The sequence below is a fragment of the Allorhizobium sp. DMC15 genome, from assembly GCF_056314065.1.
The window spans coordinates 597020-613282 of the sequence record NZ_JBQUZB010000002.1; the positions used below are offsets into that span (position 1 = coordinate 597020).

The window sequence follows — 16263 nt, forward strand, 5'->3', positions numbered from 1 at the left end:
ATTCCTTGTCGGCATTGGCCGCAGACATGTGCCCTTCGGCAGGAAATGTCGGCCAGACACCCCACCAGCCACATCGCTGTCACTTTTGCCCTCCAGACACAGATCCCGCAAGCCCAAGGCGGGGTGTTCAGACAACGGTAGGAAGATGGGACTAACATAGCAGTCCCATGCCGATGGCTGCAGGCTCGCCAAAACTCCGATCGATGAAGAAGACCATGAGACGCAATCTCCTGCCCGTAATGGCCCTGCTTCTGGGCACGCTCTTCCTGTTTCTCGGCAATGGCCTCTACGGCCTCCTGCTTCCTGTTCGCGGCGCGGCTGAAGGCTATTCCAACGAAGTTCTCGGCCTGCTCGGCACATCCTGGGCCGCGGGCTTCGTGCTCGGATGTTTCGTGGCCCCGAAACTCGTGATGCGGGTGGGCCATGTGCGCGCCTTCTCCACCTTCGTGTCGCTCATCTCCGTCATCGCGCTGACAAGCGGGATTATCATCGATGCACACTGGTGGATCGTGTTGCGCGCCATCACCGGCTTTTGCACCGCCGGCACCTCGATGATCATCGAAAGCTGGCTGAACGAGCGCGCCACCAACGAGAGCCGCGGCGCCATCTTCTCCTTCTACATCTCGATCACCCTGATCGGCGTCGTCGGCGGTCAGATGCTGGTCGGCGTCTTCGACCCGACGACGACCATCCTGTTCATGATCTGCGGCATCGTCTATGGCGTCGCCGTCATGCCGACCACCATGTCGACGGCGGCTTCCCCCCAGCCACTGAAATCGCTGAAGCTTGACCTGCCGCTGCTCTATCGCAATTCGCCCGTCTCCTTCGTCGGCATCCTGCTGGTCGGGATCGCCAACGGCGCCTATGGCACGCTCGGCGCCGTCTTCGGCACCCGGGTCGGCCTCGACGCTGCGACCATCGCAACGCTCCTGTCCGTCACCATCTTCCTCGGCGCTGTCATGCAGTTTCCAGCCGGCAAACTCTCGGACCGTATCGACCGCCGCTATGTCCTGGCAGCCCTCTCGGCACTGGCCGCCTTTGCCGCCGTCGCCCTCGTCTTCATCGAGCCGACCAGCCCCACCTGGATCTTCATTCTCGTCGGCATTTATGGCGCGGCGGCAAACGCCCTCTACCCGATCGCCGTTGCCCACGCGAACGACTTTGCCAAACCGGACGAATTCGTGAAGGTCTCGGGCGGCCTCCTGCTGCTCTTCGGCATCGGCACCATCATCGGCCCCACGATCGGCGGCCCCGTTATGACGGCGGCTGGCCCCTACTCGCTGTTCACCGTCACGGCCCTCGCGCATCTTTCGATCTCGGCCTATGCGATCTATCGCAGCCGACTGCGCAAGGCGATCCCGGCGGAGGATCGGGAAAACATGCCGAACCTGCCGATCAGCGCCTCGCCGCTCAGCACGCCTGAAAGCCTGAACCTCGATCCGCGCGCCGCCCCCCTGCCCGAGCACACCGAAGAACCCGAAGTCCGCATGGGAGCAAGCGCATGACGATCGAGGAAGAACCCCGCAAGGCTCCGACCGCCCACCAGCTGGGCTGCGACCTGTCGGCGATATCAGCCGACGAATTGCGCCGGCGGATAGCGGAGCTCGAAGCCGAGATTGTGCGAATCAATGCCGAGATCACAAGCAAGGAAGCGAGCCGAAAGGCCGCCGACAGGCTGTTCGGACCGAAAGTATAGGCGCCCGTTTATTGCAGAGGCGCTCCAACAGGACCGGAAAGAACCATTTCTCACGATCCCGTTTACTTCCCGTTAAGCGTTTTCTGGGAAACTATGCTCATCCAGAACTTCTGGACTCAGGCAGTTTCTCCTCATGGCGATGGTCTGATTTTCTCCCTGTTTTACCTTAAGAGCCGCATTTGCGGCTCTTTTTTTGTCTAGCGATCACGGGTTATCGCAAAAGTGTGGGAATTAACCCTTCCTTAAGTTTCGCCTTGCGCATTTGGGGTAATGATTGCATCGTGCCTTCACCAAATGCGGCAGGAACAAGATCGTAGCGCTCTCGTTACATGCCATAGTGATGCGTTTTACAGGGAAACATCCATGTCGGAACTCGGTATGAATACGGTGAGCTTCGCCGGACGAGCAGCAGCATCCAGCCAGTTCAAGGCGACCTATGCCGAGGGCATGGGTCTCGTCGAAGAAACGGCCGCATTTCTCGATGGCCCGGGCCGCGCTGCCGCAAAGGTTCTGCCGCGTCAGGCATCGGTTCTCTACGCTGCCGAATCCATGCGTCTCACCACCCGCCTGATGCAGATGGCATCCTGGCTTCTCCTGCAGCGCGCCGTCAACAACGGCGAGATGAGCCGCGATCAGGTCCTGTCGGAAAAGAGCAAGGTTCGCCTCGACGGCTTCAACGTCGACCGCAATGCACCGGGCTGGAACGATCTGCCGGAAGCTTTCCGCGATCTGGTCGAACGCTCGCTCCGCCTGCAGAACCGCATTGCGCTGCTCGACCGCGAGATCTATCGCCCCGCCTCTGAGGAAGAATTCCAGCCGGACAATGAAAACAGCGTCCAGGCCCAACTCAACCTTCTGCGGACCGCTTTCAACGCCGGCTGATACTATCAGCGACAGCACCACCTTTCAGCCGGCCTGCACCCGCAGAGCCGGCTTTTTTCTGTCCTGCAAATAGGGTCGAGCCCGGGGACGTTAGGCCGGTAACACTTCACCGAGCCAAGGCGTGGTTCGCCCAAACGCAAAAGCCCGGCGCGAAGGCCGGGCTTTTCGTATTCAGATCGTTCAAGACGATTAGAGGCCGAGGCCGCCGAAACGCTTGTTGAACTTCGAAACGCGACCGCCGCGGTCCAGCAGCTGCTGGTTACCACCGGTCCAGGCCGGGTGCGACTTCGGGTCGATTTCGAGGTTCATCACTGCGCCTTCGGAACCCCAGGTCGAACGGGTCTCGTATTCGGTGCCATCGGTCATGACGACCTTGATGACGTGGTAGTCGGGATGGATGTCAGCCTTCATCGCTCTGTTCCTGCTGTGCCGTGGGGTCCATTTGCCGCAATTGCGTCAGCGGGACCTATTCAATAGATGAAGCCGCAGTCCAATGGGCTACGGCTTCCCAATTCGATGCCGTGCCTATACATGAAGGGCGCAGGGATAACAAGTGCCATGGCAGCAAAGCCTGACAGCCCTTGTGAGCGTGAAGCAGGAGCATGACAGAGTGACCTTGGAAGCCGAAAACACCGAGAAGAAGCGCCGCTCCCTGAAACCGCTCGCCGATCTCTATCCCTACCTGAAGCGCTACAAGGGCCTCGTTGCCGGCGCTCTGATCTTCCTCTGTCTCGCGGCCGTGACGACACTGGCGCTGCCGATCGCCATCCGCCGCATGCTCGACCATGGCTTCAACGCTGCCGACAGCGAATTCATCAACAAATACTTCGCGATGATGATCGTCATGGCACTCGTGCTCGCGGTCGCAAGCGCGCTGCGTTATTACTATGTCATCACCATCGGCGAACGCGTCGTGGCCGATCTGCGCAGCGATGTCTTCACCCATGTCACGCGCCTCTCGCCCGCCTTCTTCGACATCAACCAGTCCGGCGAAATCGTCTCGCGCCTCACGGCAGACACCACGCAGCTGAAATCGGCCGTGGGCGCCACCGCTTCGCTGGCACTGCGCAATTCCATTCTCTGCCTCGGCGCCATGGTGATGATGATCGCCACCAGCCCAAAACTGTCGATCATGGTGCTGGCAGCGATTCCCGTCATCGTCTTCCCGCTGGTCGCCTTTGGCCGGTCCGTGCGCAAGCGCTCGCGCGCCGCACAGGATACGCTGGCCGAAGCCTCCTCCTATGCCGGTGAGGTCATCGGCGCCGCCCGCACGCTGCAGGCGTTCAACGCCGAGGATGCGGCTCGCGGCCGCTATGTCACCGCCGTCGAAAGTGCCTACGAGGCTGCCCGTGCCGCCATCAAGTCGCGCGCGCTTCTGACCGGCGTCGCCATTTCACTCGTGTTCGGCAGCGTCGTCGGCGTCCTCTGGTATGGCGCCCAGAACGTGCTTGAAGGCACGATGACCGCCGGCACGCTCGGCCAGTTCCTGCTCTATTCGCTGATTGCCGCCGGCTCGCTCGGCACGCTGTCCGAAGTCTGGGGCGAACTGTCTCAAGCCGCCGGTGCTGCCGAGCGCCTGCATGAACTGCTTGCCGAACATCCGGAGATCGCCGCACCGGCCAATCCCGCCCTCCTGCCGACGCCGGCCCGCGGCAGCGTCGATTTCGAGGCCGTGCAGTTCTCCTATCCTTCCGCAAAAACGAAGTCGGCCCTGAAGGGTCTTTCCTTCTCGGTCGCTCATGGCGAAACGGTCGCCATCGTCGGCCCATCAGGCGCCGGCAAAAGCACGATCTTCTCGCTCATCCTGCGCTTCTATGATCCAGCCTCCGGCACGATCCGTCTGGACGGCGTCGACATTCGCACGGCCGATCCCCAGGCTGTCCGCGACCGCATCGCGATCGTGCCGCAGGACACGACGATCTTCGCCTCGTCGATCCACGACAACATTGCCTTCGGCTCTCCGGGCGCAACAAGAGCGATGGTCGAGGCCGCAGCCGATGCAGCCCAGGCCAGTGAATTCATCGGCCGGCAGATCAACGGCTTCGACACGCTGGTCGGCGAGCGCGGCATCACGTTGTCCGGCGGCCAGCGCCAGCGCATCGCAATCGCCCGCGCGCTTCTGCGCAATGCTCCGCTGCTGTTGCTCGACGAGGCGACCTCGGCGCTCGACGCGGAAAGCGAAACGCTGGTGCAGAAGGCGCTCGACGGCCTGATGCGCGACCGCACCACGATCGTCATCGCGCATCGCCTCGCAACAGTGCTCAAGGCCGACCGTATCCTTGTGCTGGACGACGGACGCATCGTCGAGGAAGGCACCCATCAGAGCCTGATCCAGCAGGGCGGCCTCTACGCCAAGCTCGCGCGTCTGCAGTTCGAGACCGGTGGTCGCGACTTCACGGCTGCGGCGCAGTAGCGTATTCACCGCGCTGCGAGATGGGTGGATATCCACCCTATGGACATGCTGAAATGGGTGGGAACCCACCCATAGAGTTTTCCGGCGCCAGCGTGACGCCCGTTCGCGCACTCCCTCCTGTTGAAGCATCCGGCAGGCCTGACACACTCAAACCCGTCCCGCGGGCTGGAGGAGCGGCCTGGGACATCCGACATTGGATGGAGGAGTACTCATGTCGTTCTACAAATCCCTTTTTGCCGGCAGCCTGGTTGCCGGATTCCTGGCGGCGGCTCAGGCACAGGCCGCCTTCCCAGAGCGTCCCGTGACGCTCGTCGTCCCCTTTGCCGCAGGCGGCTCGACCGACGTCGTCGCCCGCGTGATCGCGGAGAAGATGTCCGAGGATCTCGGGCAGCAGGTGATCGTCCAGAACGTGGCAGGGGCCGGTGGCAGCCTCGGCGCCGGAAATGTCGCCCGGGCCGAGCCGGACGGCTACACGATCCTGATGGGCACCGTCGCGACCCACGCGCTCAATCCGCTGATCCTCAAGAGCAAGCCCTATGATGCCGAAGCGGATTTCGCCCCGGTGTCGCTTCTGGTGGTGGTGCCCAACGTGCTCGTGGTCAATCCGGAGCTTCCGGCCAAATCGGTGGAGGAACTTCTGGCCCTTCTCAAGGCCGAGCCGGACAAATGGAGCTACGCCTCCTCCGGCAATGGGACCCCGCTGCATCTCTCCGGCGAGCTGTTCAAATCGATGGCCGGCGTCACCATGGAGCACATCCCCTACAAGGGGTCGGGACCGGCCTTGAACGACGTGCTCGGCAACCAGGTGTCGATCATGTTCGACAACCTTCCGTCCTCTTCGGCTCACATCAAGGCGGGTACGCTGAGGGCTTTGGCGGTAACGACGTCCGAGAGGGCACCCTCTTTTCCGGATATTCCGACCATGGCCGAAGCGGGCCTGCCCGGCTATGAGACCTATACATGGAACGCGCTCTTTGCCCCGAAAGACACGCCGAAAGAGGTCGTTGACCGCCTGAATTCCGCAGCGGTCAAGGCCATGGCCGATCCCGGTGTCGCCGAACGCATGAAGGAGTTCTCCGCCACCATCGTCGCCTCTTCGCCGGAGGGACTCGGCGCCCATGTGAAGGCGGAAGTCGCCAAGTGGACCCCGGTCGTCAAGGACGCCAACGTGCAGATGGATTGATCACGCTATCCAACTGCGGCAAAGGGCCGGTACACGACACCGCCCTTTGCCGTTCCTCAGCGACGATTGCTCAACGTCCCGCGTTGCGACCCGCCACCCGACCGGAAAAGAGGCAGCCGCCGAGGAATGTCCCCTCGAGCGCATTGTAGCCATGCATGCCGCCACCGCCGAAACCGGAGACCTCGCCGGCTGCGTAAAGTCCCGGCACCGGCTTGTTTTCCCGGTTCAGAACACGCCCCTCGAGATCAGTGTGCAACCCGCCCAGGGTCTTGCGCGTGAGAATGTGCAGCCGCACTCCGATCAGCGGCCCGGCAGCGGGATCGAGCAACCGATGAGGCTTGGCCGTGCGCATCAGCTTGTCGCCCAGATAGTTGCGTGCGCCCCGGATCGCCGTCACCTGCGCATCCTTGGAAAAACGGTTGCCGATCTCCCGGTCGCGCGCCTCGATCTGGGCGCGGAGGTGATGCACACTGAGCCGGTGCTCACCCGACAGCTCATTCATGCCCGACACCAGGTCTTCCAGCGTGTCGCGGACGACAAAATCCTCGCCTTTGTCCATGAAGGACTGCACTGGTCCGGGTGGGTTTTTGCCCAGACGCTTGAGCAGCAGAGGAATGTTCTTTTCCGTGAGATCGGGGTTCTGTTCAGAGCCGGACAGGGCGAATTCCTTCTTGATGATCGCCTTGTTGAGGATGAACCAGGAGTATTCATGCCCGCGCGACCGGATCGCCTTGAGCGTCCCGAGCGTGTCGAAGCCCGGCATCGCGGGCGGTGCAAAGCGGTTACCCTCGGCATCGCACCAGAAGGACGAAGGCCCGGGCAGGATGCGGATCCCGTGGTTCGGCCAGATCGGATCCCAGTTCTTCAGTCCCTCGGTGTAATGCCACATGCGGTCGCCGTTGATGATCTCGCCACCGGCCGCCTGGGTGATCGACAGCATCCGGCCGTCGACATGGGCCGGCACCCCGGCCACCATGTGTCTGGGCGCAGGACCGAGGCGATCGACCGGCCAGCTCTTGCGCACGAGATCGTGGTTGCCGCCGATCCCGCCCGAGGCCACGATGACGGCATCCGCCCGGACCTCGAAATCTCCCACGACGTTGCGGGAACTGCTCGCGCCCCGCACCGTCGCATCACCGGCCAGCACCGTGCCTGAACAGCCTGTGACCACGCCGTCCTGGACTGTCAGCTGGTCCACCTGATGTCGGAACAGGAAGGTGAGCCTGCCGACCTCCGCCGCCATCCGCGCCCGGCGCACGAAGGGAGCAAGCACGCCGGGACCGGTGCCCCAGGTCACATGGAAGCGGGGAACGGAATTGCCATGCCCATCGGCAAGCGATCCGCCGCGTTCCGCCCAGCCGACCACCGGGAACCAACCGACCCCTTGCGCCTTGAGCCAGGAGCGTTTGTCGCCTGCGGCGAACTGCAGATAAGCCTCTGCCCACTGGCGCGGCCAGAAATCCTCCGTGCGGTCGAAGCCGGCAGAGCCGAACCAATCCTGCCGGGCAAGTTCCAAACTGTCGCGAATGCCCATGCGGCGCTGTTCGGGGCTGTCGACCAGAAACAGTCCTCCAAGCGACCAGAACGCCTGACCGCCGAGGTTCTGCTCGCCCTCCTGATCGATCACGCAGACCCTCAGTCCTCTGTCAACGGCCTCCGTCGCGGCCACGAGGCCAGCGAGGCCCCCGCCGATCACAACGACGTCGAATTGCTGCATGCCACCCTCCCAAAGCGTCATGTCTTACTTTTACGCACACGTAAGTCAGTTCGCAAGTTGCAGCCGCCTGAGAGAAGGCCTGCGTGGGATCAGCGTCAGCGTTCGGTGAGCTTCAACTCGATGCGCCGGTTCTGAGCGAGCACATCAGGTGTATCGCCCTCCGCAATCGGCTGGAATTCGCCAAAACCGGCGGCCACCAGCCTGTTGGCCGGAACACCTTTGGAGATCAGGTATTTGACCACCGAGGTGGCACGCGCCGAGGAAAGCTCCCAGTTGTCCCGATACCGACCGGTGCCGGTGAGCGGCGATGCATCGGTATGCCCGTCGACGCGCAAGACCCAGCTGATCTCGGCGGGAATTTCCTGCGCCAGCTCAAGAAGAGCTGCGGCCAGTTTGTCCATTTCAGCCTGACCCGCCGCATCGAGTTCGGCGCCACCGACGGGGAAAAGCACTTCGGATTGGAAGACGAAGCGGTCGCCGACGATGCGGATGTTTTCCCGGTCAGACAGAATTTCGCGAAGCCTGCCGAAGAAGTCAGAGCGATAGCGATTGAGCTCCTGCACCCGTTGGGCGAGGGCCACATTGAGCCGCCGTCCGAGATCCGCAATCTTCGCCTGAGACGACTGGTCCTTCGCCTCGGACGCCTGCAGAGCCTCCTCGACAGCGGCGATCTGCGACCGCAGCGCCGCAATCTGCTGGTTGAGCAGTTCGATCTGGCTCATCGCGCGCGCGCTGACCTGCTTTTCCGCGACCAGTTCGTCGTTGAGGCGTCCAACCTTCGCATTGGCTGCATCGGCCGACCCTGCCCCGCTGTCGAGCAATTGCTGCAACCGGGTACGTTCGCTTTCCGACGTCGAGAGGGACGACTGGAGCGCGGCCAGTGTATCTTCCAGATCCTGCTTGCCGCTCTTTTCCAGCGCAAGGAGATTGGTCAGTTCGGCGATCTGGCTGTTCAGACGATTGAGCACCTCGTCCTTGCCCGAGATCTCGCGGCTGAGGATGAACTGCGCCAGGACGAAAACCGTGAGCAGAAACATGATGGCGAGAAGCAGCGTCGACAGGGCGTCGACAAAGCCAGGCCAGTAATCGACGGCGCGCTCTCGGCGGCGGTTGCGCCCGAGTGCCATTTACTTCGCCCCGCCGATCTTGTCGTTCAGCCGGTCAAGCGTCTTGCGCATGGCCCGCGCGTCTTCCTGCTGCGCCTCGATCCAGTCGCGCAGCATCTGCTGCTCGTTGCGCATGTTCTTGACGAGCCCCTGGATACCCTCGGCGAGACCGGCGATGGCCGCCACCGACCTATCGCCACCGGCAGCACCCTCGCGATTGGCGAGCTTCTGGATCTCGGCAACGAGAGAGCGGATATCCTCCGCCGCAACGGCGCCATCGGCATCGATCGCCACCGGACGCTCGGAATCGAGATCTGTCACCGACGACAGCCAGTTTTCCAGTTCGACGTAGAAGCGGTTTTGCGCACGCCCGGCCTGCAGGTCGAGGAATCCGAGGATCAGCGATCCAGAAAGACCGAGCAGCGAGGACGAAAAGGCCGTGCCCATGCCCTGAAGAGGTGCGGTCAAGCCACTCTTCAGCGCCTGGAGGACGTCATTGCTGTCGCCCGAAGCCGGGTCAAGGGACTGGATGACGTCGTTGATCGAGCCGATGGTACCCAGCAGCCCCCAGAAGGTGCCAAGCAGGCCGAGAAAGACAAGAAGGCCGATGAGATAACGCGTGGTGTCGCGCGATTCGTCGAGACGCGTGCCAATCGAATCAAGGATCGAGCGCAACGCAGTCGTCGAGATCGCCATAGACCGGCGCCCGCCGATCAGCGCACGCATTGGCGCCAGAAGCCGCGGATCGCGCCCGACCCGATCTGCATTGTCGCCAGCGGCCCGGAAATTGTTGAACCACCGCACTTCCGGCCGCAGGGCCCAGACATGGTTGAACACAAGAATGATGCCGACCGCGAGCACACCGAGAATGAGGCCATTGAGCCCCGGATTGGTCACGAAGGCGGCATGCGCCTGCCGGTAGAGGATTGCTGCGATGAAACAGACAATGATCAGAAAGATGACCATTGTCGTGAAGAACGGCATCGGGCTGGAGAGTTTCTGACCGTAGTCTCCCGGACGGGTCACCCCAACTTCCAGGTCCTCCACCTTCACTTTCGCCATAATATGCACGACCTCCGCAGAATCTTGCTGCGGAGGCTAGTGGAAAATTGAGACGAATTGAAGCCGAAGCGACAGGGGAATTTTACCACCTTGCCACCGCATGGCCGACATGTCTTCGGCGTCAGGCCTGCGGCACCGGACGGTTGACGACCTCTTCCAGAGCCTTGCGGATATATTCGTTGCCGGCGAGCACGGTGCCGTTCTCGAACATCTCCTGACCGCCCTTCATGTCCGAAACGAAACCACCGGCTTCCTTGATCAGCAGCACGCCGGCAGCGATATCCCAGGCATTCAGTTGCGCTTCCCAGAAGCCGTCCAGACGGCCGGCGGCGACATAGGCCAGATCGAGCGCGGCAGCGCCCATGCGGCGAACGCCCGAGACTTCGCCCATGACGTGGCGTAGTTCAACGAGGAACTTGCCGTGCTGGCCGCGGCCGAGATGCGGCACGCCGCAACCGATGACGCAATCGGACAGGACCTTGCGGGCACCGACGCGGATGCGGCGATCGTTGAGGAAGGCGCCGCCGCCCTTCTCGGCCGTGTAGAGTTCGTCCGTCGCCGGGTTGAAGATGACGCCGGCGACAATCTCGCCATTGCGTTCCAGCGCGATCGAGACGGCGAACTGCGGAATTCCGTGCAGGAAGTTGGTCGTGCCGTCGAGCGGATCGACGATCCAGCGATGTGCGCCGTCCGTGCCCTTGATCTCGTCGCTTTCCTCACCGAGGAACCCATAGGTCGGACGGGCCTTCAGAAGCTCCTCACGCACGATCTTCTCGGCGCGGAAATCGGCCTGCGAGACGAAGTCGCCGGGGCCCTTGACCGAAACCTGCAGGTTCTGCACTTCGCCGAAATCGCGTGCCAGCGATTTGCCGGCCTTGATGGCGGCCTGAACCATGACGTTGAGAAGGGCGGAGCGTGCCATAAGTGGTATTCCTCAAGATTGGATGGTCGCCGGAGAGCGGCGAGGATGCAGCACGCGACAGCGCGGCGATTGGCGGGTTCAAGACCACAAATAACGCCGGAATTCAAGGGGCAAAGCCGCCGATCGTCCTGCGACTGGATCACGGCAGCTGCGCCACGAACGCAGCGATCAGGCCCGCAGCGACGGCAAGTGTCGTGGCAGTTGTCAGCATCAGGACGAAGGCCCGGCTTCCTGTTACCGCACCATAGGCGACCTTCGCCAGCAAATTTGCAACGACTGCGATACCGATCGCGTAAGTGGCCACGGTGGGCGTAAGCTGTGCGGCCATCCCCGCGACCGTAACGGTCGCCGCATCGACATCGGCAAGCGCCGACAATGCAGAAACAAGGTATAGCCCGCCGTCACCGAAGATCTGGCTTGATGCCCGGGCGACGAAGGCGACGACGGTGATCAGCAGCGCCATCTTCACCACCTGCAGCAGCTCGAACGGATTGGCCGGTGGCTCCGCCGCGACGCGCGAGGCGTCACGGCGTATGAAGAGAACGGCGCAGACCATCATCACGGCACCGGAAATCAGCAACGGTGGCAAGACGGCGGAAACGAGCGAGGGAGCGAGGGCCGCGACCAGAAAGCCGGTCCGCACCAGCGATACCGCTCCTGCGGCCGCAGCACCACCGGCAGCGGCTTGCGAAGGCATGCCGGAAACGCTTTGCCGGGCGAGCGTGACCGTCGTTGCGGTCGACGACACGAGGCCGCCGACGGCGCCGGCCACCAGATATCCCTGCCCGCTGCCGAGCAGGCGAACCGCAACGTAACCAACGAAAGATACGGAGGCGAGCAGAATGACAAGGACCAGCAGGCTGCGCGGAGACACACCGCCGAAAGGACCATAGGGTGTGGCGGGTATCAGCGGCAGCAAGACAAAACTCATCGCCAGCAACACCACCGCTGAACGCAATTCCACCCAGGTCAACCGTCGAATGGCCCCGTGCAGAAACTCACGGCTGGCGAGCACCGTCACGATCGCGGCACCGCCTGCAGACGCGATGACCATGTCGCCGAGCACGGCGAGCGCCCCGAGCGCGAACGTGGTGATGGCAGCAATGACGGTCGTTGCGCTGACGCTGTTTTCGGCTCGCGCCTGGATCAGCTCAAAGCGCAGCACGACCGTCGTGACGGCAACGAGGAAGGCGGCGACGATAAGTCCGGGCAAGGGGCTGACGCGGATCCCGAGTTCCAGAAGACCGGCCAATCCGCCGGTCATGCCGATCAGCGTAAAGGTTCGGATACCGGCCGTGCGGGCTCCTTCGGGTTCGGCACGCTCGCGCCAATGGCGCTCGACCCCGACGGCCGCACCGATCGCGATTGCCAGGCCCAGTCTTTGGAAGACATCGACGAGATCCATGAGCGCCGCCCTCCCCGGACGCGACGTCGACCCGTGCTGCCAACTCAGCTCCGGCGGAACCGGTTGGCGCGATCGATTGCCTGCTTCTGCTGCTCTTCGTTCAGTCCGAGATAGAAATCTTCAAGCGTTGGATCCTTCAGCCCGGCCCGTCGCGACAACACGTACCACTTCGCGGCCTCCACCGGATTGGGCGCCGTGCCAAGCGCATTGATATAGACATGCGCCAACCGGTTCTGCGCCACCACATTGCCGCGCTTGGCGGCAATCGACAGCCAGCGATAGCCCCCCTCATAGTCTCGCGGACCGTTGATCCCGTTGACGAGCCACAGCCCCATATCGAGCTGCGCTGTATCGAAACCGGCCTTGGCGGCGCGCTCCATCCATTCGCGCGTCCGCTGCTTCTTTTCCGGCGGCACCTCCTTCAGGGCCGTATAGACCTGAGCCAGCGCATACTGCGCATCGGCGATACCCTGTTCAGCAGCCTTCTCGTAATAGGGCATGGCGAGTTCCAGCCCGCGGACGCCGGGATTCTGCGAGACGAGGATCTGCGCCCAGTTGAACTGCGCCGATCCGTTGCCACCGTCGGCGGCCTTTTTCATGTAATCGTCGGCCTTGGCCTTGTCGCGTTCGACCTCACGCCCTTCCATGAGAAGAAGGGCGTATTTGAACATGGCAGAGGTGTCTCCGCCCTGCGCGGCCTGGGCATACCAGAAGGCAGCGCCTTTTGTGTCCCGCTTTACCCCGAGCCCTCGTGACATGATCTCGGCAAGCAGGGTCTGTGCCGCCGGGTCGCCCAGTTGGGCGCGCGGAAGGGCCTTATCGACGGCCGTCAGAAACAGCCCGCGCTGAAAGGCACCGTAAGCCTCATCCGGCTCTCCGTTGAACGGCTTCTCCGCCGGCAGGTCCGGCAGAGGGGCGCCCATGCGCAGGTAGATGTTGATGCCCTGCAGCTCTTCGCTCTTTGTCCCCGCTGTGACCTTCCCGCCCTTGACGAGCGGCGGATCCGCTTTCCCGGCATTGCGATCAAGCTTGGTGGCATCGCCACCGGCGCTGTCGTCCCGCTTGCCGCGATCGATGTCGCCCGCATCGGAAGGATTGGCCGGCTGGATGGCCGGTGCGTCACCGATCTCGACACCATCCTCGCTCTCCTGAGCCATCGCGGGCAGGCCCGAAGCCAGGCTGGCTCCGATGAGAACGGCAAGAATCAGGCTGCGGGAGGTCAAAGATTGGCGCATGCCGCGGTTCAATCCGCAAACCGTGGCGCTTTTTCGTCAAGCTCCGCATTCACCCGTGCAACGATCGCGGCCGCATTGGCCGGATCCTCGAAGACCGCCTTGCCAAGCGCTACGAATTCGACGCCGGCTTCGGCCACAACGACCGCCGATGACGGGTCCGTGCCACCCATGACGATCGCCGGGATCTCGATCATCGCCGACCACCATTCGCCGAGCGCGACGTTTTTCGTATGCGCCTCTGGCTTGATGTCGCCGTCCAGCTTGCCGAAGAAGACATAGTCCGGCTGAGTTTCGCCGATTTCCAGCGCATGGTGCCGGTCCATCGCATTGCCACCGCCGACGATCAGCTTTGGCTGGTGTTTCTCCACCGCTTCGGCCAGTGCTTCCGCATTCCCGGTGATGTGCAGACCATCTGCCTTCACCCGCCCTGCGACCCGGCTGTTGTCGACCACGAGAGCGGCAGCGCCGGCCTCCTGGATCACCGGCACCAGAAGCTCTGCATGTTTCTGGAACTCACCGTCGTCGAGCCCGTATTGCGGGATGATGACTGAGGCCACGTCCCCACCCCGCAGAGCATTGGCCACCGTCTCGGCGCGCAGAGCCGGATCGGCGATCTCGGGGACGATGAGCACGAGGCGGCAGCGGTCTTCAGTCATGCAGCGATATCCGTTTGCGGGACATTTCCACGACGGTGGAATTCGTCCTCGTTTTATCTAGACAAATCCGATAGACCGCTCTTCCGAAAGGATCAACCGATCAATGCTGACAGACCTGAACTTCTATGCCGTCGCTATTCCCGCTGTCGCACTGGTCGGCCTGTCCAAGGGTGGGCTGGGTGGCGCATTTGCCCTGATCGGCGTGCCCCTGCTGGCAATCGCCGTGCCGCCGATGCAGGCGGCCGCGATCTTCCTGCCGATCCTGCTGGTCATGGACGCCGTGGCGCTCTGGGCCTGGCGCAGGCACAACAACCGGGCAACGCTCTTCGTTATGCTTCCCGGCGCCATCATCGGCATCATCCTCGGCTGGGCGACTTCGACGCTCGTCTCGCCGAATGCCATGCGCCTGGTCCTCGGGGGCATCTCGCTCATCTTTGCACTGCGCTACTTTATCGAAAGTTATGCGGCACGAGACGGCGGAGAAAAGCCTCCAGCGCCCGAACGGCCGATTGCCGGTTCCTTCTGGGGGGCGCTTGCCGGCTATTCCAGTTTTGTCGCCCATGCCGGTGGCCCGCCTTTTCAGGTCTACACCTTGCCGCTGAAGCTCGACCCGAAAACCTATACCGGCATGTCGACCCGCTTCTTCGCCATTCTCAATGCGATCAAGGTGATCCCGTATTTCGCCCTGGGCGAGCTCGACAGCACCAATTTGAGCCTGTCCGCGGTCCTTTTGCCCGTCGCACTGGTCTCCACCCTGATCGGCGCGAAAGTGGTCCACTACATGAAGCCGAAGATCTTTTACCCGCTGATGTATGGCATGGTCTTGATCGCAGGGGCGAAGCTCTTCTACGACGGCGGCACAGGCCTGCTCGGTCCTTGACCGGGCGCTTGCTGCACCGCACATCGCGCTTGCCGGAGACCGGCCTTTGACATAACGTTTCGCCATGACGAACGCGGACCCTTTCATGGCGATCGCAGACCCGAACCGGCGGCACATCCTTGAGGATTTGCGCCGGGGGCCGAAGACCGTGAACGATCTGGCAAGCCGCCTGCCCATCAGCCGCCCCGCCGTTTCGCAGCATCTGAAGGCCCTGCTCGACGCCGGCCTGGTCGAAGTCAACGCCGAGGGTACCCGCCGCTTCTACAGCGTTCGCCGACCCGGTTTCGACCGGATGAACATCTGGCTCGACCAGTTCTGGACCTGATAGTGATCTCCGCACAGCCCTGAAGCCAAAGAAAAGCCCCGAAGTCCTTGGGAACTCCGGGGCGGGGGAATGTTTCTGGCTGCTTCAAGAATACATCGGGATCTTCGGGGGCCTCGGGGGCAATTGGATCCCGGCGCAGCCGGTCTGGAAGGTTAGTGGCGCGTAGACGCCTTCAGGCGTTCCATTTCATCCTTGAGGCGCAGTTTCAGACGCTTGAGTTCGGCGATCTGACGGTCGTCGACGGAGGGGGATGCGAGCGCGTCATGGAGCTGGTCTTCCAGTGCACCATGCTTCTTCTGCAGCGAGTCAAGATGAGCCTGTATGGTCATTTGATACGTCCTTCCTTGTCGCCTACCTCCAGCCCTCATCCGCTGGAGTTTCAGGCTTTGCGAAAGTAATGTGACACGAGAAATGCGGTTTGTCGAAGGCGATTTCGTGATTTCGACCCCCGAAAATCAGGGACAAGGATAACTTCCCGTTACCGGTATTTGATGATAGGAGCTTGCGCGAATCCAACGGCCATTCTTTAACGATGGGCCACAGGGCGAAGATGGGGAACAAGATGGCCGATCAGGAACAGGCTGACATCCGGCTCTCGCTGGCGCGGCTTCGCCAGGAGCATGAAGACTATGACGCGGCGATCAACGCGATGATCACAACCGGTTGCGACGCCCTCAGAATCCAGCGCATGAAGAAGAAGAAATTGTCCATCAAGGACAAGATCACAGCGCTGGAAGACCAGATCATCCCCGATATCATCGCCTGAGCCGGAAGGACCAAG

General features: G+C 62.5%; 17 protein-coding genes. 8 read left to right on the forward strand and 9 right to left on the reverse strand.

Annotated elements, in window-relative coordinates; translation table 11 throughout:
- Positions 1-215: 215 nt before the first annotated feature.
- The 3 genes from ACT53S_RS11465 to rcdA all read left to right on the forward strand — a co-directional run bounded on the left by ACT53S_RS11465 (position 216) and on the right by rcdA (position 2578).
- Positions 216-1505 (forward strand): MFS transporter, encoded by a 1290-nt coding sequence (locus tag ACT53S_RS11465; RefSeq protein ID WP_113376495.1) that lies wholly within the window; start codon positions 216-218, stop codon positions 1503-1505.
- Positions 1502-1696 (forward strand): DUF1192 domain-containing protein, encoded by a 195-nt coding sequence (locus ACT53S_RS11470; RefSeq protein WP_476067062.1) that lies wholly within the window; start codon positions 1502-1504, stop codon positions 1694-1696. Before ACT53S_RS11465 ends, ACT53S_RS11470 begins: the two co-directional genes overlap by 4 nt.
- Before the next feature lie 363 nt (positions 1697-2059).
- Positions 2060-2578 carry a protease adaptor protein RcdA gene (gene rcdA / locus ACT53S_RS11475; protein ID WP_113376334.1) on the forward strand — a complete coding sequence of 173 codons (519 nt, stop codon included), beginning with the start codon at positions 2060-2062 and terminating at the stop codon, positions 2576-2578.
- A gap of 189 nt (positions 2579-2767) precedes the next feature.
- Here rcdA and rpmE read toward each other — a convergent pair whose 3' ends face one another.
- Positions 2768-2989, reverse strand: coding sequence for a 50S ribosomal protein L31 (gene rpmE / locus ACT53S_RS11480; RefSeq protein WP_113376335.1), 222 nt, complete (start codon positions 2987-2989; stop codon positions 2768-2770).
- Between the two features lie 199 nt (positions 2990-3188).
- On the opposite strand from rpmE, the gene ACT53S_RS11485 reads away from it, so the two are divergent.
- Both ACT53S_RS11485 and ACT53S_RS11490 read left to right on the forward strand, forming a co-directional pair.
- Positions 3189-4991, forward strand: a complete 1803-nt coding sequence (locus tag ACT53S_RS11485) for an ABC transporter transmembrane domain-containing protein (protein ID WP_476067474.1) — start codon at positions 3189-3191, stop codon at positions 4989-4991.
- 211 nt (positions 4992-5202) lie between these two features.
- Positions 5203-6174: a Bug family tripartite tricarboxylate transporter substrate binding protein gene (locus tag ACT53S_RS11490; protein WP_476067063.1), complete on the forward strand. Its 972-nt coding sequence runs from the start codon at positions 5203-5205 to the stop codon at positions 6172-6174.
- A 70-nt stretch (positions 6175-6244) separates the two neighbouring features.
- On the opposite strand, the gene ACT53S_RS11495 is transcribed toward ACT53S_RS11490, so the two are convergent.
- From ACT53S_RS11495 to ACT53S_RS11525, 7 genes are all read right to left on the reverse strand, one after another.
- Positions 6245-7891, reverse strand: a complete 1647-nt coding sequence (locus ACT53S_RS11495; protein ID WP_476067064.1) for an FAD-binding dehydrogenase — start codon at positions 7889-7891, stop codon at positions 6245-6247.
- Positions 7892-7986: 95 nt separating this feature from the next.
- Positions 7987-9018: a peptidoglycan -binding protein gene (locus ACT53S_RS11500; RefSeq protein ID WP_476067065.1), complete on the reverse strand. Its 1032-nt coding sequence runs from the start codon at positions 9016-9018 to the stop codon at positions 7987-7989.
- A complete protein-coding gene (locus ACT53S_RS11505; protein WP_142071666.1) occupies positions 9019-10059 on the reverse strand; it encodes a flagellar motor protein MotA in 1041 nt (346 codons plus the stop codon).
- Between the two features lie 121 nt (positions 10060-10180).
- Complete coding sequence (locus ACT53S_RS11510) at positions 10181-10981, reverse strand: inositol monophosphatase family protein (RefSeq protein WP_113376341.1); 801 nt, start codon at positions 10979-10981, stop codon at positions 10181-10183.
- A gap of 139 nt (positions 10982-11120) precedes the next feature.
- A complete protein-coding gene (locus ACT53S_RS11515) occupies positions 11121-12386 on the reverse strand; it encodes an MgtC/SapB family protein (RefSeq protein WP_476067066.1) in 1266 nt (421 codons plus the stop codon).
- 44 nt (positions 12387-12430) lie between these two features.
- A complete protein-coding gene (locus tag ACT53S_RS11520; RefSeq protein WP_476067067.1) occupies positions 12431-13621 on the reverse strand; it encodes a tetratricopeptide repeat protein in 1191 nt (396 codons plus the stop codon).
- 8 nt (positions 13622-13629) lie between these two features.
- Positions 13630-14277 (reverse strand): thiamine phosphate synthase, encoded by a 648-nt coding sequence (locus tag ACT53S_RS11525; RefSeq protein WP_113376344.1) that lies wholly within the window; start codon positions 14275-14277, stop codon positions 13630-13632.
- Positions 14278-14380: 103 nt separating this feature from the next.
- On the opposite strand from ACT53S_RS11525, the gene ACT53S_RS11530 reads away from it, so the two are divergent.
- Together ACT53S_RS11530 and ACT53S_RS11535 are read left to right on the forward strand one after the other, a co-directional pair.
- Positions 14381-15157, forward strand: coding sequence for a sulfite exporter TauE/SafE family protein (locus ACT53S_RS11530; RefSeq protein ID WP_142071674.1), 777 nt, complete (start codon positions 14381-14383; stop codon positions 15155-15157).
- Positions 15158-15221: 64 nt separating this feature from the next.
- Complete coding sequence (locus ACT53S_RS11535) at positions 15222-15482, forward strand: metalloregulator ArsR/SmtB family transcription factor (RefSeq protein WP_113376346.1); 261 nt, start codon at positions 15222-15224, stop codon at positions 15480-15482.
- 152 nt (positions 15483-15634) lie between these two features.
- Here ACT53S_RS11535 and ACT53S_RS11540 read toward each other — a convergent pair whose 3' ends face one another.
- On the reverse strand, positions 15635-15811 hold the full coding sequence (locus ACT53S_RS11540) for a DUF465 domain-containing protein (protein ID WP_113376347.1): 177 nt from the start codon (positions 15809-15811) through the stop codon (positions 15635-15637).
- A 233-nt stretch (positions 15812-16044) separates the two neighbouring features.
- Between ACT53S_RS11540 and ACT53S_RS11545 the strand changes: the two genes are divergently transcribed.
- A complete protein-coding gene (locus tag ACT53S_RS11545) occupies positions 16045-16248 on the forward strand; it encodes a DUF465 domain-containing protein (RefSeq protein ID WP_113376496.1) in 204 nt (67 codons plus the stop codon).
- The last annotated feature ends 15 nt before the right edge of the window (positions 16249-16263 follow it).